The 24,728-nt window shown below is 72.6% G+C and carries 19 protein-coding genes; 6 read left to right on the forward strand and 13 right to left on the reverse strand.

From position 1 onward, the window contains the following. The first annotated feature begins 33 nt into the window (after positions 1-33). From RIN80_RS00390 to RIN80_RS00400, 3 genes are read left to right on the forward strand one after another with little or no spacing between them, the layout of a single operon-like run. Positions 34-1,866, forward strand: coding sequence for a glycosyltransferase (locus RIN80_RS00390; RefSeq protein ID WP_309093397.1), 1,833 nt, complete (start codon positions 34-36; stop codon positions 1,864-1,866). After that, complete coding sequence (locus RIN80_RS00395) at positions 1,863-2,633, forward strand: hypothetical protein (protein WP_309093398.1); 771 nt, start codon at positions 1,863-1,865, stop codon at positions 2,631-2,633. The genes RIN80_RS00390 and RIN80_RS00395 overlap by 4 nt, the downstream gene beginning before the upstream one ends. A gap of 4 nt (positions 2,634-2,637) precedes the next feature. Beyond that, positions 2,638-3,462 (forward strand): glycoside hydrolase family 16 protein, encoded by an 825-nt coding sequence (locus RIN80_RS00400; RefSeq protein WP_309093399.1) that lies wholly within the window; start codon positions 2,638-2,640, stop codon positions 3,460-3,462. A 27-nt stretch (positions 3,463-3,489) separates the two neighbouring features. Here the strand turns inward: RIN80_RS00400 and RIN80_RS00405 are convergent, their stop codons facing one another. From RIN80_RS00405 to RIN80_RS00425, 5 genes are read right to left on the reverse strand one after another with little or no spacing between them, the layout of a single operon-like run. Next, entirely contained in the window at positions 3,490-4,311 is an 822-nt protein-coding gene (locus RIN80_RS00405; RefSeq protein ID WP_309093400.1) for a polysaccharide deacetylase family protein, read from the reverse strand. After that, positions 4,308-5,297, reverse strand: coding sequence for a glycosyltransferase family 2 protein (locus RIN80_RS00410; protein ID WP_309093401.1), 990 nt, complete (start codon positions 5,295-5,297; stop codon positions 4,308-4,310). The genes RIN80_RS00405 and RIN80_RS00410 overlap by 4 nt, the downstream gene beginning before the upstream one ends. Before the next feature lie 16 nt (positions 5,298-5,313). Further along, positions 5,314-6,663 carry a hypothetical protein gene (locus RIN80_RS00415; RefSeq protein WP_309093402.1) on the reverse strand — a complete coding sequence of 450 codons (1,350 nt, stop codon included), beginning with the start codon at positions 6,661-6,663 and terminating at the stop codon, positions 5,314-5,316. 9 nt (positions 6,664-6,672) lie between these two features. Continuing rightward, a complete protein-coding gene (locus RIN80_RS00420) occupies positions 6,673-7,947 on the reverse strand; it encodes a glycosyltransferase (RefSeq protein WP_309093403.1) in 1,275 nt (424 codons plus the stop codon). Further along, positions 7,944-8,768: a glycosyltransferase family 2 protein gene (locus RIN80_RS00425; protein WP_309093404.1), complete on the reverse strand. Its 825-nt coding sequence runs from the start codon at positions 8,766-8,768 to the stop codon at positions 7,944-7,946. The genes RIN80_RS00420 and RIN80_RS00425 overlap by 4 nt, the downstream gene beginning before the upstream one ends. Positions 8,769-8,958: 190 nt before the next feature. Between RIN80_RS00425 and RIN80_RS00430 the strand changes: the two genes are divergently transcribed. Continuing rightward, positions 8,959-10,773: a glycoside hydrolase family 15 protein gene (locus RIN80_RS00430; protein WP_309093405.1), complete on the forward strand. Its 1,815-nt coding sequence runs from the start codon at positions 8,959-8,961 to the stop codon at positions 10,771-10,773. Between the two features lie 89 nt (positions 10,774-10,862). Here RIN80_RS00430 and RIN80_RS00435 read toward each other — a convergent pair whose 3' ends face one another. The 8 genes from RIN80_RS00435 to iolC all read right to left on the reverse strand — a co-directional run bounded on the left by RIN80_RS00435 (position 10,863) and on the right by iolC (position 22,308). Beyond that, positions 10,863-13,946 carry an EAL domain-containing protein gene (locus tag RIN80_RS00435; protein WP_309093406.1) on the reverse strand — a complete coding sequence of 1,028 codons (3,084 nt, stop codon included), beginning with the start codon at positions 13,944-13,946 and terminating at the stop codon, positions 10,863-10,865. Between the two features lie 188 nt (positions 13,947-14,134). Continuing rightward, entirely contained in the window at positions 14,135-15,235 is a 1,101-nt protein-coding gene (gene galE, locus RIN80_RS00440) for a UDP-glucose 4-epimerase GalE (protein ID WP_309093407.1), read from the reverse strand. An 83-nt stretch (positions 15,236-15,318) separates the two neighbouring features. Next, positions 15,319-16,104, reverse strand: a complete 786-nt coding sequence (locus RIN80_RS00445; protein ID WP_309093408.1) for a GntR family transcriptional regulator — start codon at positions 16,102-16,104, stop codon at positions 15,319-15,321. 21 nt (positions 16,105-16,125) lie between these two features. Then, positions 16,126-17,619 (reverse strand): CoA-acylating methylmalonate-semialdehyde dehydrogenase, encoded by a 1,494-nt coding sequence (locus tag RIN80_RS00450; protein WP_309093409.1) that lies wholly within the window; start codon positions 17,617-17,619, stop codon positions 16,126-16,128. Between the two features lie 44 nt (positions 17,620-17,663). Next, positions 17,664-19,535, reverse strand: a complete 1,872-nt coding sequence (iolD, locus tag RIN80_RS00455) for a 3D-(3,5/4)-trihydroxycyclohexane-1,2-dione acylhydrolase (decyclizing) (protein WP_309093410.1) — start codon at positions 19,533-19,535, stop codon at positions 17,664-17,666. Continuing rightward, positions 19,532-20,425 carry a 5-deoxy-glucuronate isomerase gene (iolB, locus tag RIN80_RS00460; protein ID WP_309093411.1) on the reverse strand — a complete coding sequence of 298 codons (894 nt, stop codon included), beginning with the start codon at positions 20,423-20,425 and terminating at the stop codon, positions 19,532-19,534. Before iolB ends, iolD begins: the two co-directional genes overlap by 4 nt. A gap of 14 nt (positions 20,426-20,439) precedes the next feature. Then, the gene (locus tag RIN80_RS00465; RefSeq protein ID WP_309093412.1) at positions 20,440-21,318 is read right to left on the reverse strand and encodes a deoxyribose-phosphate aldolase; all 879 of its coding nucleotides are present in this window, start codon (positions 21,316-21,318) and stop codon (positions 20,440-20,442) included. A gap of 12 nt (positions 21,319-21,330) precedes the next feature. Continuing rightward, complete coding sequence (gene iolC / locus RIN80_RS00470) at positions 21,331-22,308, reverse strand: 5-dehydro-2-deoxygluconokinase (protein WP_309093413.1); 978 nt, start codon at positions 22,306-22,308, stop codon at positions 21,331-21,333. A 322-nt stretch (positions 22,309-22,630) separates the two neighbouring features. Between iolC and RIN80_RS00475 the strand changes: the two genes are divergently transcribed. After that, positions 22,631-23,650 carry a sugar ABC transporter substrate-binding protein gene (locus RIN80_RS00475; protein WP_309093414.1) on the forward strand — a complete coding sequence of 340 codons (1,020 nt, stop codon included), beginning with the start codon at positions 22,631-22,633 and terminating at the stop codon, positions 23,648-23,650. Next, positions 23,650-24,726, forward strand: coding sequence for an ABC transporter permease (locus RIN80_RS00480; RefSeq protein WP_309093415.1), 1,077 nt, complete (start codon positions 23,650-23,652; stop codon positions 24,724-24,726). The genes RIN80_RS00475 and RIN80_RS00480 overlap by 1 nt, the downstream gene beginning before the upstream one ends. Positions 24,727-24,728 lie beyond the last annotated feature (2 nt).

The raw sequence follows: 24,728 nt of genomic DNA on the forward strand, positions 1-24,728 counted from the left end.
GGTCGTCGCACCCGTTGTGCGGAGGGCATCTTCATGGGCAAGCGTTCCCCGCTGATGACGGGTCAGTGGGCGCCGCGTGCCACCGGCGGGACGCGGCGCCCCGGTGGTGCGCCGCTCGCCGCACCGCCCGGCCGGCGGGGCGCCACCGCACCGCAGTGGGTGGCGCGGGCCGCCCTGCCCGTCGCGCTCGTCCTCTGGCTGCTGTCCCTGCGCCACGTGAACCTGGGCGCCATGACCGACCTGGGCCTCCTCCAGGTTCTGCCGGTGCTCTTCTGGGTCGCCCTCGGCCTGCTCGCGGTCGGTTTCTGCGTGGCCCTGTCCGACCGGCGGACCCGAAGCCGGTGGTTCGCCGCCTACGTCCTCGGACTGATCGCGATCCTGCACGCCACACCGGCCCTGCTGTATCCGACCCTCCGCTACGGCTGGGCGTGGAAGCACGTCGCCGTCGTCGACGCCATGATCCGCAACGGCGGCAGTGTGCCCGGGGCGCCACAACTCGACGTCTACGACCAGTGGCCGGGCTTCTTCCAGCTGAACGCGCTGGTGGTACAGGCCACGGGTCTGGAGTCGTCCCTCGGCTACGCGGTGTGGGCCCCGCCCGTCAACAACGTCCTGCTGCTCGCGCCGCTCCTGCTGATCTACCGGGCCGTGACCGCCGATCGCAGACTCGTCTGGGGAGCGGCCTGGATCTTCTACTCCTGCTCGTGGGTGGGGCAGGACTACTTCGCGCCCCAGGCGTTCGCTTTCCTGCTCTTCGTCACGCTGATCGCGCTCGTCACGGGGCAGTTGAAGGCCGCGGCGGAGCAACCGCCGGGCCCGCGGGCCAGGGCATGGCCCGTCGGCCGGTACCTGCTCGTCGTGCTGGTCATGGCGGTGATCGTCTGCTCGCACCCGCTGACCCCGCTGATGATGGTCAGCGCCCTGGTCGCGCTGTCGCTGCCGCGCCGCAACCGGCGCGTGCTGCTGCCCGTTCTGGGCGCCGGGGTCCTGCTCACCGTGGTCTGGGACGCCACGGTGGCACGGCCGTTCGTCTCCGCCCACCTGGGCGAGTTCGTGGGCGCGCTGCTGAAGCCGGACTCCAACGTGGTCTCCGGGCTGGCGGCGCTGGGCTCCGCCGCCCCTGGGCAGGTGGTGGTCTCCTGGGTCGACCGGGGCCTGTCAGCCGCGGTGTTCCTGCTGGCGGCCCTGGGATTCGTCGTGCGGCGCTGGACCCGCCGTACCGGCATGCCGCTGCTCGTCCTCGCCCCGATGCCGGTCCTGATCGCGAACTCCTACGGCGGCGAGATGATCTTCCGCGCCTACCTGTTCGCGCTGCCCGCCGCCGCCTTCCTCATCGCCGCACTGTTGTTCGAGTCTCGCGGGCGTCCGCGGTTGCGTGTGCTCGTCGCCACCCCGCTGCTGCTGGCGATGCTCGGCGCCATGCTGTTCGGCTACTACGGCAAGGAGTCGGCGAACCGGTTCACCAGGGACGAGGTGGCCGCCACCCACTTCGTCACGGCCACCACGCCCCCCGGATCCCTGATCGTCTCCCTCACCTCGGACGTGCCCGGCCTGGAGATGAACTACGACAGACATCCGCGGGTCCAGCTCAACGAACAGGAAGTCGCGGTCAGGCAGCGGCTGGTGAACGACCCGATCGAAGGGCTGGAGCCGTTCATCGACGGTGCCACCGTCCGCGAACCCGCCTACATCGTGCTCAGCCGCGCCCAGGCCGCCGAGTGCTACCTCAACGGCACCCTTCCCGCCGACACCATGCGACGGATGGACACCGCGATGGCCGATACCGCGGGGTTCGTGCAGGTGTTCCGCAGCAAGGACGCCGTGGTCTACCGGTACCAGAACCCCGAGGCGAAGGAGGCGCCATGAGCACGTCTCCCACCGGTCTTCCGGCGCGCTGGAGATGGCCACTGCGCATCGCGCTCGCCCTGTCCGGCTGGCTCGCTCTCGCCGCGACCCTGGCGCTGCCGGACGCGGGCGTTGCGCGCCTGCTGATCGTGTGCGTGTTCCTGCTGCTGTGCCCGGGGGCCGCCGCCACGCGGTGGGCCGGGCCCACGCCCTGGCACGACCGCGGCCGGACGTTCGTCGTGGAGACCGCGTTCCTGTCCGTGGCGCTCAGCCTGTGCCTGGCGGTCCTGGCGGCGGAGCCGTTCTACCTCAGCGGCTCCTTCACCACCACGCGCGTGATCATGACGCTGGCGGCCATGACATCGGTCCTGGCCCTGCTGCCCGCACGGGGCCGCCGCCGGCCTCCGGCCCGGCGCGCCGGCCCCGACGACACACCTCCGCCGTCCCTCACCCGGCCCGGTCCCACGGCGGACACCGGGTACGGTCCGGGCGTCACGGTCCGGTCGCCGTCCCGTGAACGGCCCGGCGCCCCGTGGGACCCGGGCCGGCCGGACGGCCGCGTCGAGGGCGGCCCACGGCGGGCGCACGGAGCCGCGCCGCCGCGCGGGCGAGCGGGCGGCCGCCCCGGCGGCCCGCTGTTCTCCGGGTTCGAGTCCTCCACGGCCGGTCTGTACTTCACCGGCTTCACCACGGCCCCCGGCCTGGGGCCGCTGTTGCGGTCCGTCTCCGGCACCGCGTCCGCCGTCCGCCGCCTCACCGCCGCCGTCGCGGCCGGGAAACGGCGGTAGCCCCGTGCCGGCGCGACGGCTTCGTGCCGCCCTGGCCGCTCTGGCGACGACGCTGGTGCTGGCCGCCGGCTGCGGTGCCACCGAAACGGAGACACCGCCCAGGCCGAAACCCGTTCCGCAGGAGTGGGATCTGGCCTTCCGTGACGAGTTCGACGGCTCCGAACTCGACACGGAGCGCTGGACCACCTGTTACGACTGGAACGAGGACGGGTGCACCAACAGCGGCAACGACGAGAAGCAGTGGTACCTGCCCGGTCAGGTCTCCGTCGGCGACGGGCATCTGAGGCTGGACGCCGAGCGGCGCTCCACCCGCGGCAGCGACGGCGAGACCTACCCGTGGCGGTCCGGCATGATCTCGACCGGCCGGGACGACTGGTACGGCGAGCCCCGTCACGTGTTCACGTACGGATACTTCGAGGCGTCCGTCCGGATCCCCTCCCAGGAGGGGATGTTCCCCGCGTTCTGGATGATGCCGGCGTCCAGGTTCACACCGCCCGAGCTGGACATCATGGAGTTCTTCGAGCGCACCGACCAGGTCATGATGTACACGCACTGGCGCAGCCCGGAGGGCGACCAGCGGGAGCGGGGGACGTTCGGGCCCGTCCCGTTCCCCGAGAGGCACCACGTCTTCGGCATGCTGTGGACCCCCGACGAGGTGAGCTGGTACGTCGACGGCGTGCGCAGGTTCCGCGTGACCGAGCCCGAGCGGATCCCGCACGTGCCCATGGAGGTCCTGATCAACCTGGCCGTGGGAGTGCCCCGGTCGCCGCCCCCGTCCGTCGACTCCGCCGTGATGACGGTGGACTGGGTGCGCGTCTGGCAGCGGTAGGGCCGGCCGGGGACGAGGACGGGCCGGTCATCGGGCGGGCGTCGGCGCCGGGTGGGGACGGTCGAGGCCGGCTCGCAGCCGCCGGTAGCCCCGCCAGGCCCGGGTACGGGTCCGCTCCGGGAACGGCGCCACCGGTGCGCCCGTGCCCCGCACCCAGGCCAGGAACCGGTCCGGCGGAGTGTCGGCGCGCACCATCAGCCGGGCGATGCGCAGCACTTCGTCCGCGACGGAGCTGAAGCCGTACCGGACGGCGGTCGCCGAGGTCCAGCCCGCTTCCTCCACCAGGCGACGCACCGCGCGGTCGTTGTAGCCGTGGGGGTAGGCGAAGGCGCCGACGCGATGCCCGAGGACGTCCTCCAGCAGGGCCTTGCAGTCCTCGATCTCCTCCCGGGCGGCCTGCCGGGGGAGGGCGTCCAGCTGCGGATGGGTCCGGGTGTGCCCGCCGATCTCGACGCACGGGTCCAGTTCCCGGACCTGTCGCCAGGTCAGCATGGGCGCGGGCGGGAGGAGACTGCCGCTCTCCGCCGCCCGGGACGCCCCGCCCAGCGTGCCCGTGGTGACGTAGAGGGTCGCGGGCAGGCCCCGGGCGGCGAGCAGCGGTGCCACGGTGGTGTGGAAGTCGGCGAACCCGTCGTCGAAGGTCAGCACGGCCGACCGGGCCGGCAGCGGCGGACCGCCGCGCAGCGCGGCGACCAGCCGCCGCAGCGGGACGACCTGCAGACCGTTGTCCGCCATGAGGTCGAGCTGTCCGGCGAAGACGCGCGGGCTCACCGTGAACGGGGCGATCCACGGGGGCGGGTCGACGGACACCGAGTGGTACACGAAGACGGGGACGGGCTGGTACGTCATACCGGGCTCTCCTTCCCCGGCGCGCGGCAGGGCGGTTCGGCGGTTCGGCGGGGCGGGCGGACGGCGGAGCGCCGGGCGCGCACCGAGCCCACGGCGTATCCCAGGAACGTGGCACCGACGCCGAGAGCCAGGGCGAGGGCGGTACGGGCCGGAGCGGGCCGGCCCGGGCGCAGGGCGTCCCGGAAGGCGCGCGGGATGGTCGTCGTGAGGTAGGCGCGCTCGCTGGACAGGGCGGCGGAGCCGTCGCCGTACCGGGCCACCAGGGCCTTGGACAGGCCCTCGGCGTAACAGCGCGCCCGGAAGTACGACCATGTGGCGCGTGCGGCGGGGACCCGGTGCCGGACGGCGGCCGAGGGGTCGTGGAGCAGGACGGCGTCCGGGCGGCGGGAGGTGATGCGCAGGCACAGTTCGGTCTCCTCGCAGCCCAGGGGCCGGGTACCCACCCGTCCCAGGTCCGTCCGGAAGCCACCGGCCGTGCGGAGCACGTCCTTGCGGAACGACATGTTGGCCCCGATGAAGTTGCGCACCGGCGCCAGCTCTTCCGGCAGGCCGCGGTACGAGCAGCCGACCACCCAGTCGAACTCCGGGGGGAACCAGGCGGGACGGTCGGTCTCCCACCACGGGAGGACGAGCCCGCCCACTCCGGCGACCCGCGGGTCGCGGTAGTCCCTCAGCAGGCGTTGCGTCCATGAGGGGTGGGCGGTCGCGTCGTCGTCGAGGAAGGCCACCACGTCCCCGACGGCCGCCTCGACGCCGGTGTTCCGGGCGCCGGACAGGCCCTTGCGCTGCCGGTTGGGCAGCACCCGGACGCCGTGCAGCATACGGCCGGCCAGCCGCTGGAGCTCGGGGCAGTGGTCGACGACCAGCACGATGTCCTCCGGCGGACGGCGCTGGGACTGGACGGAGACGACAGCGGCCTGCAGCTCCTCCCAGCGATCGAGCGTGTAGGCGCACACGACGACAGAGAGGCTCAAGGCGGTGTTCACGACGTTCTCCCGGAGATCATGGCGTGCTCCCGGAGGCGGGCACCAGCCAGCGGGACCGCCAGATCAGCAGGGGGGCGGCGATCAGGCACTCCGCAGCCAGCCAGGCGACTCCGGCGCCCGACACCCCGAGGACCGGCAGCAGCAGCTGGACCAGTCCGAGAACCAGCACGCACAGGGCGATCTGGAGTCCGACCACCGGGCGCATGCGGCGCCCGGCCCGCAGTACGTCGACGGCCACGCTGAACACCAGGTTGGGCAGTGCGGCGAGGGCCAGCAGCCGCAGCGGGGTGGTGCCGTGCTCGGCGTAGCCGGGCCCGAACAGCTCCAGGATCCACGGGGCCCCCGCGACGATCACGGCGACACCGGCGGCCAGCATCATCCCGGAGTGGCGCAGCACCCGCGCCCCGTGCTCCGCGAGCCGTTCGGGGCGGCGCACCACCTCGACGACCAGCGAGCTGCCCATGTTGCGCACGACGAGGAACAGCACGTAGCCGATGATCCAGGCGAGCGAGAAGTAGGCGCTCTGCTTCGCCCCGAGGGCGTTCAGCACCATCAGGGGCACGAGCGTGTAGGCGGCCATGCGGAACAGGCTGCCGGCGTAGTCGGCCGCCGCGTAGCTCAGCAGCCGCGGCGGGCGCACGGCGTCGGGGTGCTCCCGCTCGTGGCGCGGCACCGCCCACCGCAGCAGAAGGCAGTTGGCGACGAGGAGGGAGACGAGCAGAGCTCCCGCCCAGGACAGCAGGATCCCGGTCCGCAGGGCCAGGAAGGCGCCGCCGGCCAAAAGCAGGATCTTGACGAACGCGAAGACCATGTTCTCGGCCACGACCCAGCCGGGGCGGCGCATCGCCGTCAGCGCCCCGTCCTGCAGGACGAAGATGGTGTACGCGGCGGTCGCCGCCACGAACCAGACGGCGACCAGGGGATCCCGCAGGAAGGCCAGTTCGGGTGAGAGCGCGGGGACGAGGAGGACGAAGACGAGGCAGACCAGGGCGCTCCACGAGGCGGTCACCGCGTAGCAGGTGAGCAGCAGCTTCCGGGTCTGCCGTCCGGAGCACGGCAGAAACCGGATCAGGAAGTCGTTGAGGTTGAGCTGGCCGATGTTGGCCAGGAGCAGGGACGCGGACAGCGCGGAGTAGCTCACGCCCACGACCTCGTCGTCGTACCAGTGGGCGGCGAACAGCCAGAAGACCGCGCCGACTCCCGCGTTGACCAGGGAACCGACCGCCAGCAGGTGGCCGTTGCGCACCAGGGGCTCGCTGGGCAGGACGCGGGCGATCCCGGCGCGCACCACCGTGGTCAGCGACCGTCCCCGATCCGGCGTAGCCGTGTCCTCGGGCCGGTCGGCCGTCTCCTGGGCCGTGTGCACGCTCTCTCCTCAGGGCCGGCTGCTGCGGTTGCGGCGGCGACTGCGCAGATAGCCGACCGGCCCGTACAGCAGCCCGCACAGTTCCAGGCGGGACAGCTCTCGGGACCGCGCGGTGTTCGTCGCCGCCTCCGCCTTGCCGCGCGCCTGGACCAGGGCGTACCGGATGCCCCGGGGCAGCCTGCGCAACAGGGCCGGAAGCATCCGGGGTTCGTTGACCAGGGCGCCGGTGAGGTACGCGCCGAGCCCGGCTCCGTAGCCGAACGCCTGTGCGCGCAGGGCGTCCTGCGTGCGGCGGTGGCGATGCCAGACGAGGGCCTGCGGCCGGTAGGCAAGTGCCTGCCCGGTGGCCAGGACCCGGAAGAAGGCGAGCAGGTCGTCCCCGCCGCGCGCGGGGGTCCCGGTGCCCGTGGCCGGGTCGAAGCCGCCCAGCGCCCGCAGGGTGGCGATCCGGAAGGCCATGTTGGTGCCCGAACCGAAGCGCCCCGTCGTGAAGGGGAACAACGGGTCCCGCGGCGGGTGGTGCAGGGACCACACGCGCGGCGTGTACCCCTTGGCGAAGCCGCCGTGTCGCTCCAGGGCGGCCTGGGCGGGCGTCTCCAGTTCGGCCGGGACGATGAGCCCGGTCACGCACCCGACGCGGGGGTCCTGGGCGAAGCCCTCCGCGAGCGCTGCGAGCCAGCCCGGGTCGACCAGGGTGTCGTCGTCGGTGAAGGCGGCGATCTCGCCGCGGGCGGCGGCCAGGCCCCGGTTGTGCGCGCGGGCCAGGCCCGCCACCGGTTCCCGTACGTAGCGCACCCGTCCCCCGTAGGTGCCGCGGACCAGTCGCTCGGCCGCGTCGTCGCCCGGGGCGTTGTCCACGACGATCACTTCGAAGTTCCGGTACTCCACCCGCAGCAGGGACTCCAGGCACGCGCGGAGCATCCCGGGCCGGTCGTGTGTCGCGACGATCACGCTGATGGACGGCGAGGCCGGCGCGGACGCCCGGGCGGGAGAGGGGTCACGCGACAGCGAAAACCGCCGCCGGGCGGTGTCGGCCACCGACCGCCACAGGTCCTCGGGGGACCCGCCGGCCGCGCCGACCAGGCCCAGGGGGCGGCCGTGCAGTCGCACCAGGGCCAGCACCGGCGCCGTGGGGCGGATCGGTCCGGGCCCTGCGGGGGGACGGAACTCGTACGGCCGCGCGAGATCCACGTCGACGACCCCGACGGGGGTGTGTGCCCTCTCCGGCAGGACCGGATCCGCCGCCGCGCGAGGTCCGGCCGGAGCTCTGCGGGCGACACTCATGCCGGGCGCCGTCCGGCCGGCGCGGCGGTCCGGGCCCCGGGCCGTTCGGACAGGAGCGTCCGCAGCACCCGGCGGCCGTCGGATATCGCGTGCAGATGGGAATGGCCGCTGCGCCGCGGCAGTTCCAGACTCGGAACCTCGGCGATGCGCAGGCCCGAGCGCAGGGCGTGGGCGATCATCTCGGTCTCGATCTCGAAGCCGGACGAGTGCAGGTCGAGATCGTCGAGGAAGTCACGGCGAAAGGCGCAGAACCCGTAGCACAGGTCCGTCAGTGTGGCGTCGTAGAGGTGGTTGACGGCGGCCAGGAGCACCAGGTTGCCGAGCCGGCGAACGGGGGTGATGTCGAGCGAGCCGCCGCCGGCGATGAACCTGGAGCCCTTGACGAAGTCGAAGCCGTTGTCGAGGAAGTGCAGGTAGTGCGGAATCTCCCCGGGCAGCATGCTGCCGTCCGCGTCCATCATGACGATGTGGTCGCCGGTCGCGGAGAGGAAGCCGGTGCGCAGGGCGTTCCCCTTGCCGGGGCCGCTCTGCTCGACGTGGCGGACCGTCGGCAGGCACCGGATCGCCATGTGCACCGTGCAGTCGACGGAGTCCCCGTCGACCAGGATGACCTCGTCGACGCAGTCCGGGATCTGCTCGAAGACCCAGGGGATGTTGCGTGCCTCGTTGCGGGCGGGAACGACCAGACTCACCGTGGCCCGGGGCGGGGGGCGGTCCCCGGCCCGGCGCAGGGGGTGGGTGGCCCGGTCCGGGGAGGCGCCGTGGTCGTCGGACTGCGTGGCGGGGGAGGGGCGCTCGGGCGGGTAGTGCTTGATCTTCATGATGCCGGTGTCCTCCGGTGGAGCGTCTCCGGAGAGAAGGCGCCATACGTTTACGGCGTATACGTACATATTGCCCTTTTTGCTCCCCAGGTCAAGGGCTCTGTGCTGTCCGCGTCCGGGCCCCTGTCCCGGACGCTGCGACCGGCGTAGCGTGGGAACGGCAAAGTGCACGGTGGCGTAGCCCGCGATCATGAACGCACCCATCGAGGATTACGCCCTCATCAGCGATCTGGAGACGGCCGCCATGGTCGGCCGGGACGGGTCGGTCGACTGGCTCTGTCTGCCCCGCTTCGACTCCCCGGCCTGCCTCGCGGCCCTGCTGGGCTCGCCGGACAACGGCCGCTGGCGTCTCGCTCCGGTTGCGGGCGGCACCTGCGCGCACCGCTCCTACCGGGCCGACACGCTGGTCATGGACTCCCTGTGGCGGACGCCCACCGGGATCGTGCGCGTCACCGACTTCATGCCGCCACGGGCCGACGTGCCCTGCATCGTCCGTCTGGTCGAGGGCGTGTCGGGCACCGTGGACCTGCGCAGCGAACTGCGACTCCGCTTCCACCAGGGCCGGATCGTGCCCTGGGTCCGGGACGTCGGCCACTGCACCGTCGCGGTCGCCGGCCCCGACGCCGTCTGGCTCGGCGGTGACGGCCCGGTACGGGACCGGGGCGACGAGGACGCCACCGTCTGGGAGTTCACCGTCACGGCCGGGCGCCGGCTGGCTCTCACCCTGGGGTGGACCCCCTCCCACCGGCCCGCGCCACCCCCACCCCTGTCCGTCCCGGCGGAGACCGCCCTGAAGGAGACCGTCGACTTCTGGCGCCGCTGGGCCGGAAGGTGCCGCTACCGGGGGCCGTGGCGGGAGGCCGTGGTGCGGTCCCTCATCACGCTCAAAGCCCTCACCTACGCCCCCACGGGCGCCATCGTCGCCGCCCCCACCACCTCCCTGCCCGGCACCATCGGCGGCGAGCACAACTGGGACTACCGGTTCTGCTGGCTGCGCGACTCCACCCAGACCCTGTCGTGCCTGCTGCGCAGCGGCTACCGGGACGAGGCCACCGCCTGGCTGGACTGGCTGGTGCGTACCGTCGCCGGCGACCCCGCCGGCCTGCAGTCCGTCTACGGCGTGAAGGGCCAGCGGCTGCTGCCCGAGACCGAGGCGCCCTGGCTTACGGGTTACGACGGCTCGCGCCCCGTGCGGTTCGGCACCTCGGCCGTGGGCTTCTTCCAGCTGGACGTGTACGGCGAGGTCATGGACACGCTGTGGCTGTCGCTGCGCGCGGGGATCCCGATGCCCGCCCATGTCTGGGAACTGGTCGACTCGCTCATGGGATTCCTGCTGCGGCACTGGCGGGAGCCGGACCAGGGGCTGTGGCAGACGAGCGGCCCGCGCCGCCAGTTCGTCCATTCCAAGGTCATGGTGTGGGTGGCCGCCGACCGGGCCGTGCGCATGGGCGAGCTGCTCGGACGCAACGGCTCCTCGGGGCAGTGGCGGGCGCTGCGCGACGAGGTGCACCGGCAGATCTGCCGGGAGGGCTGGGACACGGCCCAGCGGTCCTTCGTGCAGTCCTACGGTGCCTCCGGCCTCGACTCCTCGGCGCTGCTCATACCCCGGGTCGGCTTCCTGCCCGGCCGGGACGAGCGGGTGCGCGGCACGGTACGGGCCCTGGCCCGGCTCGGGCACGGCGGATTCCTCCGGCGGTTCGACGAGGACGGCTCCGGGCCGGGCCGGCCGGCCGGCTCCGACGGCGCGTTCGTCTCCTGCTCCCTGTGGTACGCCGACGCCCTCGCCGCCACGGGGCGCAGGCAGCAGGCCCGGGAGGTCTTCGACCGGGTGCTCGCCGTGCGCAACGACGTCGGCCTGCTGTCCGAGCAGTGGGACCCGGACGCCGGCCGCCAACTGGGCAACGCACCCAAGGCGTTCAGCCATGTCGCCCTGGTGGAGACGGCGTTCGGCCTGTCACCGGCGTCCGCGTGGAGCCGATGCGGTCCGGGAGCCGCCCGGGAGTGAAGCCGGCGGCCCTTGCGCACACGGCCGGACGGTGGGCGGTACACGGCGAGCTGTTCGCTCAGCGGCGCACCGCCGGGCGGTACCCGGTGTCAGCCCGCCGGCCTTCGGCCTTCGTTCCGCCGCCGCAGCGCGGCCTCGCCCTGCTCCAGCGTCATCGGCCGGGCGAACAGGAAGCCCTGCCCGTAGCGGCACCCGAGGCCCGCCAGCAGTTCCCGCTGCGGCTCCTCCTCGATGCCCTCCGCGATCACCTGGAGGTCCAGCGTGCCCGCGAGACGGACGATGCCCTCGACCAGGGCCACCTGCTGGGGGTCCTGCGGTATGCCGTCGATGAACGACTTGTCGATCTTCAGGACGTCGATGGGGAAGTCGCGGAGATAGCGCAGCGAGGAGAAACCGGTGCCGAAGTCGTCCACCGCGATGCGCACCTGACGATCCGTCAGGGCCCGGATCTGCGCGTCGATCTGCTCGGTCCGCCGCATGAGCACCGACTCGGTGAGTTCCACCTGCAGGGTGCCCGCGGCCAGGCCGGTCGTGTCCAGGGCGGTGCACACCTCGTCCACGAAGCTGGTGTCCCGCCACTGCCGCGCGGACACGTTGACGCTGAGGTACGGCGGCTCGAACCCCGGCGTGCGGTGCTGGAGCCGGGCGAGGTCGGCCGTCGCCCTGCGCAGCACCCAGGCGCCCAGCGCGAAGATGTGGCCGGTCTCCTCGGCGAGCGGGATGAACTGCCCCGGCGGGACCGGATCGGGGCCGAGTTCCGGCCAGCGGACCAGGGCCTCGAAGCCCACGACCGCACCGGACGCGATGTCCACCACCGGCTGGTAGCGCACGCCGAACTGCTCCTCGCTGACGGCCCGGTCGAGCCGCACCTGCAACTCGTGGCGCTCCACGGCCCGCATCCGCTGCTGGGGCCGGAACCGGCGCCAGGTGCGCTTGCCGGACGACTTGGCCGCGTAGAGGGCCAGATCGGCCAGTGCCAGCAGGCCACCGGCGTCCGCGCTGTCCTGCGCCGTGGCCACGCCCACGCTGGCCGAGACGCTCACCGTCTCCGCGTCCAGACGGAAGGGCCGGCTCAGCGTGCGGACCACGTGGTCGGCCAGCACCTCCGCGTCGAGGGGCTGTTGCGCCCCCTCCATCAGCACGGCGAACTCGTCGCCGCCGAGGCGCGCCGCGGTGTCGGTGCGGCGCAGCGATCCCGACAGCCGCTCGGCGACGGCGCACAGCAGTCGGTCGCCGGCCGAGTGTCCGAGCGTGTCGTTGACGATCTTGAAGTCGTCCAGGTCGATGAAGAGCAGGCAGGTCGTCGTCGACTCCCTCAGGCCCCGGCGCAGCGCCCGTTCGGTCCGCTCCAGCAGCAGGGCGCGGTTGGGCAGGCCGGTCAGAGGGTCGTGGAAGGCCCTGCGGGTGAGTTCACGCTCCAGCTGCCGCTGCTCCGTGACGTCCCGCAGGGTGACGACCAGCCCGCCCACGGTGGGTTCCCGGCGCAGGTCGCGGCAGCGCACCTCCACTTCGATGCCGCCCGTCTCGCGCAGGACCCGCCAACTGTCGTGCGCCTCCTGCGGGCCGTGGTGCAGCACGGTGTGCAGGGTTTGCACGACCCGCTCGCGCTCCCGGGGATCCACCAGGTCCGGCAGGCGAAGGCCGGTGAGTTCGGCGCTGCCGAACACGCTCGGCGCGGACGGGCTGGCGTAGCGGACGGTGGTGTCGTCGTCGACGATGAGGATGATGTCCGAGGCGTTGTGCACGAGCGTGCGGAAGTACGCCTCGCTCTCCTTGCGGATGACCTCCCGCCGCAGCGCGATGCGTTCCGTCGCGAGCCCCGCGTGCGAGGCGAGCAGCTCCAGGGAGCCGCGCATCTCATCGAGCTGCCGTTTTGAGCCCGCCGCCAGCAGTGCGCCCGGGAGCTCGCTGCCGGCCGGGTGCTCGGGCGGGACCATGGGGCAGAGCAGGGCGGCCGGCAGCTCACCGAGCCGGGCGGCGATTGCGGGCCCGAGCGCGTCGACGGGAACCATGACGGTGCGGCCCCGGGCCGCCTCGGCGGACCCGCGGCGCGTGGCGCCGGGCCGTTCGGCCCAGGTGGGACAGCGCGCCAGACGCGCGTACAGCTCCCGGGCCTCCCCGGACGTCAGCAGCAGGGTCATGTGCCGGCCCGGCGGCCTGAACAGGGCGGTGACCGCCTCGTCGCAGACCCGTTCGATCTCCGCCGGCCAGACCGTGCCGACCAGGGACGCGGCTGCGGTGCGCAGGGCCAGCTCCCGCGTCATGGCCCGGCGGTGCGCGACGACCATCAACGTCAGCCGGAGGATCACCAGCAGGAACAGCACACCGGAGAACGCCGCCAGCACGGTCGCGTCGTAGGCCAGGCCCAGGCTCTCCTCGTGGACGAGGATCGCGGGCGGGACGAGGGTGCCGGTGGCGAGCAGCAGCAGCCGGTGCCGGGGCGGCAGCAGGGCCGGCGGCGGGGGCTCCCGGACGGCCGGCCGTGCCATGGAGGGGTGCAGCGCGGCGAGTCCCCAGGCCGTGTAGAACACGATCCGGCCGGAGTCCGGCAGGGTGCCCGGCTGCCAGGCGCCGTTGAGCTGCAGGACACTGTGGGCGACGTCCAAGCCGAGCAGGGCGAGCGCGCCCAGGGCGAGCAGCTGGAGGGAGCGGTCCGTCCCGGCTGCGCGGTCACGGAAGAGGAGCGGGACCAGCAGCGTCAGCATCAGGACGTCCCCGATCGGACAGGCGATGCTGATCGCGCGCTGCTGCCAGCTCAGCCCCTCCGTCCGGGCCAGCGGCTGCATCAGGTACACCCACACGGGCAGGGCCAGCCCGGCGGTGATGACCACGGTGTCGAGCAGGCCCGCCAGGTCACGGGCTCTCAGGCGGTAGTGCGCCAGCCCGGCCAGCCCCATGGCGAACAGGGGGTAGGCCAGCCAACGGCAGACGTCCGCCGGGGCGGGGAACGCGTTGGGCGCGGGGAAGCGGATCTCCTGGGCGGAGAAGGTGTCGCCCGCGGCGAGGGCCAGCAGCCCGGCCGCGAGCAGCAGCCAGGGCCGGTGGTGCGCGGGCCGGTGGACGCACACGCCGGCGACGACGGCGGCCGCTCCCGTCAGCCCCATGACGGCCCACAGCGGTGTGCGCGGCACCACAACGGCCGTGGCGAGAGCGGCGAGCACGCCGACCGCCACGAGGTGGCCCCCCATCAGCCGGCGGGCCGGCCACCCGGCCGTCCCGCCGTCAGGGGGCGACGGCACGGCGGGCGTCGCGCCGGGTCCGGCCACCGGGCGCCGGAACCGGGAGAACCGGCGGGAGGCCGGGCCCGGGCGCCGGGCGGGGCTCGCCGCACGGGTGCCGCCGGAGGGGGGCCGCACGGGGCCTACCCCTTCGTCTCCGGCCGCGGCGCGCTGTCCTCGTACCCGTGCGGGTTGAGCCGCTGGAACCGCCAGGAGTCCCGGCACACGTCGGCCAGGTCCCGGGTGGGATGCCATCCCCAGGCACGCCCCACCGCCGAGGCGTCGGCGATGAGCTCGGCGACGTCCCCGGGGCGGCGGGGCGCGACGTCGTACGGGATGGGCCTGCCACAGGCCCGGGAGAACGCGTCGACGACGTCCAGGACCGAACTGCCGGCACCCGCCCCCAGGTTGTAGACCTGCATGCCCGGCTCGTCGGCCAGGTGGTCCAGTGCGACCCGGTGCGCCTCGACGGCGTCCATGACGTGCAGGTAGTCCCGGACCCCGGTGCCGTCGTGGGTGGGGTAGTCGGCACCGTAGACCGACAGCTTGTCGCGTCGGCCGACGGCCACCTGTGCGAGGCAGGGCAGCAGGTTCTCCGGGGCGTGGCGCGGGACCTCGCCGAGGAGTCCGCTCGGGTGGGCCCCGGCCGGGACGGGGTAGCGCAGGCACAGCACCGTGTACTCGGGATGGCGGCGGCACACGTCCGCGCACACCTCCTCGCAGATCCACTTCGAGAAGGCGTAGGGCGTGCCGGGCCGGACCGGTGTGGTCTCGTCGTGCGGGCCGCTCCCGGCGTCGCCGTAGACCGAGCAGGAGGAGGCGTAGACCAGCCGGTGCACCCCGTGCTCGTGCATGATCCGCAGCAGCGCGGTGGTGCCGCCGACGTTGGTGTCGTAGTACGTGGCGGGCATCCGTGTCGACAAGCCCCCCGCCTTGTGCGAGGCAAAGTGCACGACGGCGTCCACGGAGTGTCGGTCGAAGACGGCCGAGAGGGCGTGCCGATCACGGATGTCCAGTTCGTAGACGGCGCCGACGAAGCGGCCGGCGATCCGTTCCACCCGGTCGAAGACGTGCGGCGTGCTGTTGGAGTAGTCGTCGACCACGATCACCTCGTAGCCATGGTCCAGCAGCTCGACGCAGGTGTGACTGCCCATGAAACCGGCGCCGCCGGTGACGAGGACGGTCGAGGGCGCCCATGCGGCACCCGCTCCTCGGGCGGTCGGCGACGGGTTCCTGCGGGCCATGCCAGACTCCCGCTTCGGATGGGTCCGGGTACCGTATGTTTACGGTGTATATGTACGACCTTGTACCCGGGTCCGGGGCGGGGTCAAGGCCTCACCAGCAACTGGAAGTCGAACGTGTACCGCGACGCCGGATAGATGTGGCTGCCGTACTCCACCGCCCGCCCGCTGTCGTCGAACGCCGTCCGCTCCATCGTGAGCAGTGCCGCCCCCGCGGTCTCCTCCAGGCGGGCCGCCTCCTCGCGGGTGGCCGCGCGGGCGCCGACCGTCTGGCGGGCGCTGTGCAGGGTGATGCCCGCCGAGCGCAGCATCCGGTACAGGCCCGTCGACTCCAGACGGGCGGTGTCGAGGCGGAGCTGGGACGGCGGGAGGTAGTTGCGGAGCAGGGCCACGGGGCGGCCGCGGGCGCGGCGCAGGCGTTCCAGGGCCGCGACCTCGCTGCCCTCGGGCACGCCGAGCGCCGCCGCCACGTCGCAGGGGGCCGGGACGACCTCGTTGCGCACGACCTGTGTGGTCGGTCCCTGCCCGGCCGCCTCCAGGTCGTCGTAGAGGCTGCTCAGCTCCAGGGGGCGTCTGACCCGGCTGTGCACCACCTGGGTGCCCACCCCGCGCCGCCGCACCAGCAGTCCCTTGTCGACCAGGCACTGGATGGCCTGGCGGACGGTGGGGCGGGACAGGCCGAGGCGCGCGGAGAGGCCGACCTCGTTGCCCAGCAGGTCGCCCGGGGCGAGGGCGCCGTGCTCGATCGCGGCCTGGAGCTGCTGCGCGAGCTGGTGGTACAGCGGCACGGGAGTGGTCCGGTCCAGGGCGAAGTCCAGTCCGGCCGGCGCGGGGGCGGTCGCCGTCCGGGTCCGGTCACCGGTCTTCGCCATGGATGCATCCCCCTCGGGGCGTCAGGAGTTGCTCGGGAAACCGAGGTTGATGCCGCCGTCGGACGGGTCCGGCCAGCGCGTGGTGACGACCTTGCCCTGGGTGTAGAAGGCGACGCCGTCGTTGCCGTAGATGTGCAGGTCCCCGAAGAGGGAGTCCTTCCAGCCGCCGAAGGAGTGGTAGCCGACGGGGACCGGGATGGGCACGTTGACGCCGACCATGCCGGCCTTGACCTCCAGCTGGAAGCGGCGGGCCGCGCCGCCGTCCCGGGTGAAGATCGCGGTGCCGTTGCCCCAGCGGGAGTCGTTGATCAGCTTGATGGCGTCGTCGTAGGTCTCGGCCCGGACCACGCACAGCACCGGGCCGAAGATCTCGTCCCGGTAGGCGTCCGCGGTCAGCGGCACCCGGTCCAGCAGGGAGACGCCGAGGAAGAAGCCGTCCTCGTGGCCGTCCACCGAGAAGCCCGTGCCGTCGACGACGACCTCGGCGCCCTGCTCGGCGGCCGACGCCACGTAGGAGGCCACCTTGTCGCGGTGCTCGCGGGTGATCAGCGGGCCCATCTCGGACGCCGGGTCGGTGCCGGGGCCGATCTTCAGGTTCTTCGCCCGCTCGGCGATCCTGCCGACCAGTTCGTCACCCGTGTCGCCGACCGCGACCACGACCGACACGGCCATGCAGCGCTCGCCCGCCGAGCCGTACGCCGCGTTGATCGCCTGGTCGGCGGCGAGGTCCAGGTCGGCGTCGGGCAGCACCAGCATGTGGTTCTTGGCACCGCCGAGCGCCTGTACGCGCTTGCCGTGCTCGACGGCCTTGAGCTGGATGTACTTCGCGATCGGCGTCGAGCCGACGAAGGAGACCGCCTCGATGTCCGGGTGCTCCAGGATGCGGTCCACGGCCGTCTTGTCGCCCTGCACGATGTTCAGCACACCGTCCGGCAGGCCCGCCTCGGCGGCCAGTTCGGCCAGGCGGAAGGAGGCCGACGGGTCCTTCTCGGACGGCTTCAGCACGAACGTGTTGCCGCACGCGATGGCGAGCGGGAACATCCACATCGGCACCATCGCCGGGAAGTTGAACGGCGTGATGCCCGCGACCACGCCCAGCGGCTGGCGGATCGAGGCGACGTCGACCCGGGAGGACACCTGGGTGGACAGCTCGCCCTTCAGCTGGACGGAGATGCCGCAGGCCAGTTCCACGATCTCCATGCCGCGCGCGACCTCGCCGAGGGCGTCGGAGTGCACCTTGCCGTGCTCGGCGGTGATCAGCGCGGCGATCTCGTCGCGGTGGGCGTCCAGCAGCTCGCGGTACTTGAACAGCACCGCCGTGCGCTTGGCCAGGGAGGACTGGCCCCAGCTGTCGAAGGCGGCCCTGGCGGAGGCGACCGCGGCGTCCACCTCGGCGGCGGTCGCGAAGGCGACCTGCTTCTCCTGGGCGCCGGTGGCCGGGTTGTAGACGGGGCCGAACCGGCCGGAGGTGCCTTCGACGGGCCTGCCGTCGATCCAGTGGGTGATGGTCTTCATGGTGCGCATGGGCCTTTCGGGGAGCCAGGGAGCAACGAAGGGGGTCACAGGTGGCGGCGGCGGCCGGCCACCTGGCGGTCGTAGCGCTCGCGGGCCTCGACGGCGGCCTCGCGGGCGGCGGTCTCGGCCACCGGCACGTCCCACCAGGCCTCGGCCGGGGGAGCGGTCGGCGCCGGGTCGGTCTCGACGTACACGCACGTCGGCCGGCCGGAGGCGCGGGCCGTCGCCAGGGCCTCGCGCAGCTCGCGCACCGTCTTGGCGCGCAGCACGTCCATGCCGAGGCTCGCGGCGTTCGCGGCCAGGTCGACGGGGAGCGGGGCGCCGGTGAAGGTGCCGTCGGCGGCCCGGAAGCGGTAGGCGGTGCCGAAGCGCTCGCCGCCCGTCTCCTGAGACAGGCCGCCGATGGAGGCGTAGCCGTGGTTCTGGATGAGGACGATGTTGAGCGGCAGGCCCTCCTGGACGGCCGTGACGATCTCCGTCGGCATCATCAGGTAGGTGCCGTCGCCGACCAGCGCCCACACCGGCGTGCCCGGCGCCGCCTGCTGGACGCCGATGGCGGCCGGGATCTCGTAGCCCATGCAGGAGTAGCCGTACTCCAGGTGGTACTGGCGCGGGCTGCGCGCGCGCCACAGCTTGTGCAGGTCGCCGGGGAGCGAACCGGCCGCGTTGATCACCACGTCGTCGTCGCCGACGACGGCGTCCAGCGCGCCGAGCACCTGCGTCTGGGTCGGGACGGCGCTGTCGCCGCCGGCGCGGTAGGCGGCCTCGACGACCTCGTCCCAGCGGTCCTTGCCGGCGCGGTACTCGGCCACGTACTCCTGGCCCACCCGGTGACCGGCGAGTGCCTCAAGGAGCCGTTCGAGACCCGTCCTCGCGTCGCAGACCAGCGTGCGCGCCGCCAGCTTGTGGGCGTCGAAGCCGGTGATGTTGAGGTTCAGGAACCGCACGTCCGGGTTCTGGAAGAGCGTGCCGGAGGCGGTGGTGAAGTCGGTGTAGCGGGTGCCGACGCCGATCACGAGGTCGGCCGTGCGGGCGAGGTCGTCGCTGACGGCCGTGCCGGTGTGGCCGATGCCGCCGAGGTCGGCGGGGTGGTCGTGGCGCAGCGACCCCTTGCCCGCCTGGGTCGAGGCGACGGGGATGCCGGTGGCGTCCGCGAACGCCTGCAGCGCCTCCTCGGCCTCGCTGTGGTGGACGCCGCCGCCCGCCACGATCAGCGGCCGCGCGGCCGACCGGATCGCCTCCACGGCCGCCGACAGCTCCACCGGGTCGGGCGCGGGACGCCGTACGGGCCACACGCGCTCGGTGAAGAACTCCTCCGGCCAGTCGTACGCCTCCGCCTGCACGTCCTGGGGGAGGGCGAGGGTGACGGCGCCGGTCTCGGCCGGGTCGGCCAGCACGCGCATCGCCTGGAGCGCCGAGGGGATCAGCGCCTCGGGGCGGGTGATGCGGTCGAAGTAGCGCGAGACCGGGCGCAGCGTGTCGTTGACCGAGACGTCCGCCTCGACCGGGTGCTCCAGCTGCTGCAGCAGCGGGTCGGCGGAGTGCGAGGCGAAGTAGTCGCCGGGCAGGAGCAGCACCGGCAGGCGGTTGATCGTGGCCAGGGCGGCACCGGTGACCAGGTTGGTGGCGCCCGGGCCGATGGAGGTCGTCACGGCCTGCGCGGACAGGCGGTTGAGCTGCCGGGCGTAGCCGACCGCCGCGTGCACCATCGACTGCTCGTTGCGGCCCTGGTGGAACGGCATCACCTCGGCGTACTCGACCAGCGCCTGGCCGACCCCGGCGACGTTGCCGTGGCCGAAGATGCCCCAGGTGCCCGCGATCAGCCGGCGGCGCACGCCGTCGCGCTCGGTGTACTGGGCGGACAGGAACCGCACCAGGGCCTGGGCGGTGGTCAGTCGGCGGGTGCGGGCGCTCATGCGGAGGTCTCCGGGGCGGTGTAGAGGGGGAGGCGGGGGTCGACCGGCTGGTGGGGCCAGGTGTCGCGGACCCAGGCGTGGTCGGGGTGGTCGCAGATCAGCCAGGCGCGCTCGGCCTCCGGGCCGGCCATGACGTTGAGGTAGTACATGTGGTGGCCGGGGGTGGCCATCGAGGGGCCGTGCCAGCCGTCCGGGATGAGGACGACGTCCCCGTCGCGGACCTCGGCCAGCACGTCGGTGTCGCGGCCGGGGCCGGAGGGGGTCACGCGCTGGTAGCCGAGGCCGGGGACGCCGTCGTGCCCGGCGAACTCGAAGTAGTAGATCTCCTCCAGCACGGACTCCTCGCCCGGCCGGTGCTCGTCGTGCTTGTGCGGCGGGAACGACGACCAGTTGCCACCGGGGGTGATCACCTCGACCGCGATGAGCTTGTCGCACTCGAAGACCCCGGCCGCGCCGAAGTTGTTGACCTGCCGCGAGCAGTTCCCGGTGCCGCGCAGCTCGACGGGGACCTCGGAGGCCGGGCCGTAGCGGGCGGGCAGACGGCGGGTGCAGCGCGCGCCGGTCAGCGCGAACCGGCCGCCGCCCGCCGAGGTCACGGTCGTGCGGGCGTCGCGCGGCACGTAGGCGAAGTCGCTCACCGCACTGAACACGTCGGGGCGGCCGTGCAGGTCGAAGGTGTCCTGGCCGAGGTGGTCGGCGGACACGACCGTGCAGGCACCGCTCAGCGGGACGACGATCCACTCGCTGTCACCGGTGTCGAAGGTGTGGGAGCCGCCCGGCGGCAGCTCCAGCACGCGCAGGGCGGAATGGCCCCAGCCTGCCTTCTCGGGCGTGACGTCGACGGTGTAGGGGCCGCCGAGCGCCTTGCCGGCGGGAAGGTGGTACGTCATGGCATCCTCCGGGATCACAGCAGGCCGACGGCCGTGTCCACCGCTTGCTCCACACTGCCCTCGGCCGGGTAGAGCAGCGACCTCCCGACGACCATGCCCTGGACGGTGGGCAGGCGCAGGGCCTTGCGCCAGCGTTCGTAGGCGCCCTCCTGGTCGTCGCCGACCTCGCCGCCGAGCAGCACGACGGGCAGTGTGGAGGTCTCCAGGACCTCGGCCATGTCGTCCGGGTCGTCGGTGACGGGGAGCTTCAGCCAGGTGTAGGCGGACGTGCCGCCCAGGCCCGAGGCGATGGCGATCGACTTGGTGACGGCCTCGGCGGACAGGTCGTTGCGGACCCTGCCGTCGACGCGCCGGGAGAGGAACGGCTCGACGAACAGCGGCAGGCGCAGGGCCGCCATGGCGTCGATGGCCCGCGCGGCGGACTCCAGCGTGGTCAGCGAGCCCGGGTCGTCGTAGTCGATGCGGACCAGCAGCTTGCCCGCGTCGAAGCGGAGCCGGGCGATGTCCTCGGCGCGGTGGCCGGTGAAGCGGTCGTCCATCTCGAAGGCGGCCCCGGCGAGGCCGCCGCGGTTCATCGAGCCCATGACGACCTTGTTCTCCAGCACGCCGAGCAGGAGCAGGTCCTCCAGGATGTCGGCGGTGGCGAGCACCCCGTCGACGCCGGGCCGCGACAGCGCGGTGCACAGGCGCTGGAGCAGGTCCGCGCGGTTGGCCATGGCAAGGCGCCGGTCGCCCACGCCCAGGGCGCCGCGCGCCGGGTGGTCGGCGGCCACGATCATCAGCCGGCCGCTGTCGCCGATCAGCGGGCGGCGCGCCCGGCGGGCGGCCGCCTCGGCGACGGCCTCGGGGTGCCGGGCTCGCACCGGGGCGAGGTCGGGGATGCCGATGTTCAAGGAAGACTCCGTTCAGTGGCTCGGGCTCGGCGCGGGCACCCCGGCGAGGAGGTCTTCGACCTCGGACTCGGTGGGCATCGCGGAGGAGCAGGCGAGGCGGGAGGCGACGAGGGCACCGGCGGCGTTGGCGTGGCGCATGGTCCGCTCCAGGTCCCAGCCGGCGAGCAGGCCGTGGCAGAGGGAGCCGCCGAAGGCGTCGCCCGCCCCCAGTCCGTTCACGACCTCGACCGGCACCGGCGGCACCTCGGCCCGGGCGCCGTCCCGGTGGACGGCCAGCACGCCCTTGGGGCCCTGTTTGACGACGGCCAGCTCCACGCCCGCCTCCAGCAGGGCGTCCGCGCAGGCCTGCGGTTCGCGCACGCCGGTGGCGATCTCGCACTCGTCGAGGTTGCCGACGGCGACCGTGGCGTGGCGCAGGGCCTCGCGGTAGTAGGGGCGGGCCTGTTCCGGATCGCGCCAGAACATGGGGCGCCAGTCAAGGTCGAAGACGGTGGTGCCGGCCTTGTCACGGGCCTCGAGGGCGGCGAGCGTGGCGGAGCGGCTGGGCTCCTCGCTCAGGCCCGTGCCGGTGATCCAGAAGACGCGGGCCCCGCGGATGGCGGAGAAGTCCAGCTCGTCGGTGTGGATCTCCAGGTCCGGGGCCTTGGGGCGGCGGTAGAAGTACAGCGGGAAGTCGTCCGGCGGGAAGATCTCGCAGAAGGTGACCGGCGTCGGATACGCGGCGACCGGGGTGACCCAGCGGTCGTCGACGCCGAAGCCCTTCAGCTCCTGGTGCAGGTACGTGCCGAAGGGGTCGTCGCCGGTGCGTGTGATCACCGCCGTACGGCGTCCGAGCCGGGCTGCGGCGACCGCCACGTTGGCCGCGGAACCTCCCAGGAATTTGCCGAAGGTCTCCACGTCGGCCAGCGGGACGCCGGTCTGCAGGGGATACAGGTCGACTCCGACGCGGCCCATCGTGATCACATCGAAATACTGTGCCGGCCCGGCCATGCGCGACCTCCTGGGGAAGCTGGGGATGCGGGTCCCGGGACGCCCTGACACGGTGGGGGCGTGGCGGAACGGGACCTGACGCCTCCCAAGGTGTAGGTCCCGGAGGGCGGCGCTGTCAATACTTTGTACTTACATTCTGACCTGCTTGTGAAATGATGTCTTAACAAAGTATTGACAGCGGGCGCGGCAGGGACTTGTATCCCGTGCCATCGCAACAGTCGGTTTGCGGCATCATGATCCGGACTCCGTAAGGCTCCGGGACCACGGATCCCTTCGTGATCCCTTCCTTTCCCCGCAGTAGCACAGTGAGGTGCCAGGAAAGATGGACCGCTCTTCTCACCCCCGCTCCCGCAGGTTCGCGCCCGTCGTCGCCGTCGCCGCGGCAGCGGCCCTGACCCTCGCCGGCTGCTCCAGCAGTTCGGGGGGCAAGAAGTCCGAGGAAGGCGGCGCGAACGCCTCGGCCGGCAAGGCCACCACGCCGCGCATGACCGTCGCCCTGGTCACCCACCAGGCGCCCGGCGACACCTTCTGGGACACCGTCCGCAAGGGCGCCGAGGCCGCGGCCGCCAAGGACAACATCAAGCTCGTCTACTCCGCCGACCCCAACGCGGGCAACCAGGCCAACCTGGTCCAGAACGCCATCGACCAGAAGGTCGACGGCATCGCGGTCACCCTCGCCAAGCCGGACGCGCTCAGGGGCGTCGTCGGCAAGGCGGAGAAAGCCGGCATACCCGTGGTCGGACTCAACTCCGGCCTGAGCGACTGGAAGAACCTCAACCTGCTGGAGTTCTTCGGCCAGGACGAGTCCGTCGCGGGCGAGGCCTTCGGCAAGAAGCTGAACGAGGTCGGCGCCAAGAAGGTCCTCTGCGTCATGCAGGAGCAGGGCAACGTCGGCCTGACGCAGCGCTGCGACGGCGTGGCCAAGACCTTCGAGGGCACGGTCGACCCGCAGAACGTCAACGGCACCGACATGCCGTCCGTGAAGTCGACGATCACCGCCAAGCTCAAGCAGGACCCGTCGATCGACTACGTCGTCACCCTCGGCGCCCCCTTCGCGCTGACCGCGGTGCAGTCGGTCTCCGACGCCGGCAGCAAGGCGAAGATCGCCACCTTCGACCTCAACAAGGACCTGATCAAGTCGATCAAGGCCGGCGACATCCAGTTCGCCGTCGACCAGCAGCCCTACCTGCAGGGCTACCTGGCCGTCGACGGCCTGTGGCTCTACAAGAACAACGGCAACTACAGCGGCGGCGGCGAGCAGCCCGTGCTGACCGGCCCGGCCTTCGTCGACAAGTCCAACGTCGACCGGATCGGGGAGTTCGCCGCGAAGGGCACCCGGTGATGAGCATGACCCAGCAGGCCACGCCGGCGGTGGACACACCGCCGGCCCCCGGCCCCAAGCAGTCCGACGGCCGGACCCGCCAGCGCCCGCTGGCGCTGCGGCTGCTCGCCCGGCCCGAGGTCGGCGTCTTCCTCGGCGCCGTCGCCGTGCTCGTGTTCTTCCTGTTCGCCGCGCCGCCGGTGCGCGACGGAAGCTCGATGGCGAACATCCTCTACCAGTCGTCGACCATCGGGATCATGGCGCTGCCCGTGGCCCTGCTGATGATCGGCGGCGAGTTCGACCTGTCCGCCGGTGTCGCCGTGGTCACCTCGGCGCTGACCGCGTCGATGCTCAGCTACCAGCTGACCATGAACGTCTGGGTCGGGGTCATCGTCGCCCTGCTGGTGTCCCTCGCGATCGGCGCCTTCAACGGCTGGCTGCTGGTCAAGACCGGCCTGCCGAGCTTCCTGGTCACCCTGGGCACCTTCCTGATCCTCCAGGGCGTGAACCTGGCGATCACCAAGCTCGTCACGGGCAACGTCGCCACCGACGACATCAGCGACATGGACGGCTTCGCCCAGGCGCAGAAGCTGTTCGCCTCGACGTTCGAGGTCGGCGGCGTCAACGTCAAGATCACCGTGGTGTGGTGGCTGGTCTTCGCGGCCCTGGCCACCTGGGTGCTGCTGCGCACCAGGTACGGCAACTGGATCTTCGCCGTCGGCGGCAACAAGGACTCCGCCCGGGCCGTCGGCGTGCCCGTCACCTTCACCAAGATCTCCCTGTTCATGCTGGTCGGCTTCGGCGCCTGGTTCGTCGGCATGCACCAGCTGTTCTCCTTCAACACCGTGCAGTCCGGCGAGGGCGTGGGCCAGGAGCTCATCTACATCGCCGCGGCCGTCATCGGCGGCTGCCTGCTCACCGGTGGCTACGGCTCCGCGATCGGCCCGGTCTTCGGCGCCTTCATGTTCGGCATGGTGCAGCAGGGCATCGTCTACGCCGGCTGGAACCCCGACTGGTTCAAGGCCTTCCTCGGCGTGATGCTCCTCGGCGCCGTCCTCATCAATCTGTGGGTCCAGCGCACGGCGACCCGGAGGTGACC

It is taken from the genome of Streptomyces sp., from assembly GCF_031181705.1.
GTDB lineage: Bacteria > Actinomycetota > Actinomycetes > Streptomycetales > Streptomycetaceae > Streptomyces.

Excerpts from the sequence above, each read along its gene's own strand:
- RIN80_RS00390 (WP_309093397.1), top strand. The coding sequence starts at position 34 with ATGGGCAAGCGTTCCCCGCTGATGACGGGTCAGTGGGCGCCGCGTGCC.
- RIN80_RS00395 (WP_309093398.1), top strand. The coding sequence starts at position 1,863 with ATGAGCACGTCTCCCACCGGTCTTCCGGCGCGCTGGAGATGGCCACTG.
- RIN80_RS00405 (WP_309093400.1), bottom strand. The coding sequence starts at position 4,311 with ATGACGTACCAGCCCGTCCCCGTCTTCGTGTACCACTCGGTGTCCGTC.
- RIN80_RS00420 (WP_309093403.1), bottom strand. The coding sequence starts at position 7,947 with ATGAGTGTCGCCCGCAGAGCTCCGGCCGGACCTCGCGCGGCGGCGGAT.
- RIN80_RS00425 (WP_309093404.1), bottom strand. The coding sequence starts at position 8,768 with ATGAAGATCAAGCACTACCCGCCCGAGCGCCCCTCCCCCGCCACGCAG.
- RIN80_RS00430 (WP_309093405.1), top strand. The coding sequence starts at position 8,959 with ATGAACGCACCCATCGAGGATTACGCCCTCATCAGCGATCTGGAGACG.
- galE (WP_309093407.1), bottom strand. The coding sequence starts at position 15,235 with ATGGCCCGCAGGAACCCGTCGCCGACCGCCCGAGGAGCGGGTGCCGCA.
- RIN80_RS00445 (WP_309093408.1), bottom strand. The coding sequence starts at position 16,104 with ATGGCGAAGACCGGTGACCGGACCCGGACGGCGACCGCCCCCGCGCCG.
- RIN80_RS00450 (WP_309093409.1), bottom strand. The coding sequence starts at position 17,619 with ATGAAGACCATCACCCACTGGATCGACGGCAGGCCCGTCGAAGGCACC.
- iolD (WP_309093410.1), bottom strand. The coding sequence starts at position 19,535 with ATGAGCGCCCGCACCCGCCGACTGACCACCGCCCAGGCCCTGGTGCGG.
- iolB (WP_309093411.1), bottom strand. The coding sequence starts at position 20,425 with ATGACGTACCACCTTCCCGCCGGCAAGGCGCTCGGCGGCCCCTACACC.
- iolC (WP_309093413.1), bottom strand. The coding sequence starts at position 22,308 with ATGGCCGGGCCGGCACAGTATTTCGATGTGATCACGATGGGCCGCGTC.
- RIN80_RS00475 (WP_309093414.1), top strand. The coding sequence starts at position 22,631 with ATGGACCGCTCTTCTCACCCCCGCTCCCGCAGGTTCGCGCCCGTCGTC.
- RIN80_RS00480 (WP_309093415.1), top strand. The coding sequence starts at position 23,650 with ATGAGCATGACCCAGCAGGCCACGCCGGCGGTGGACACACCGCCGGCC.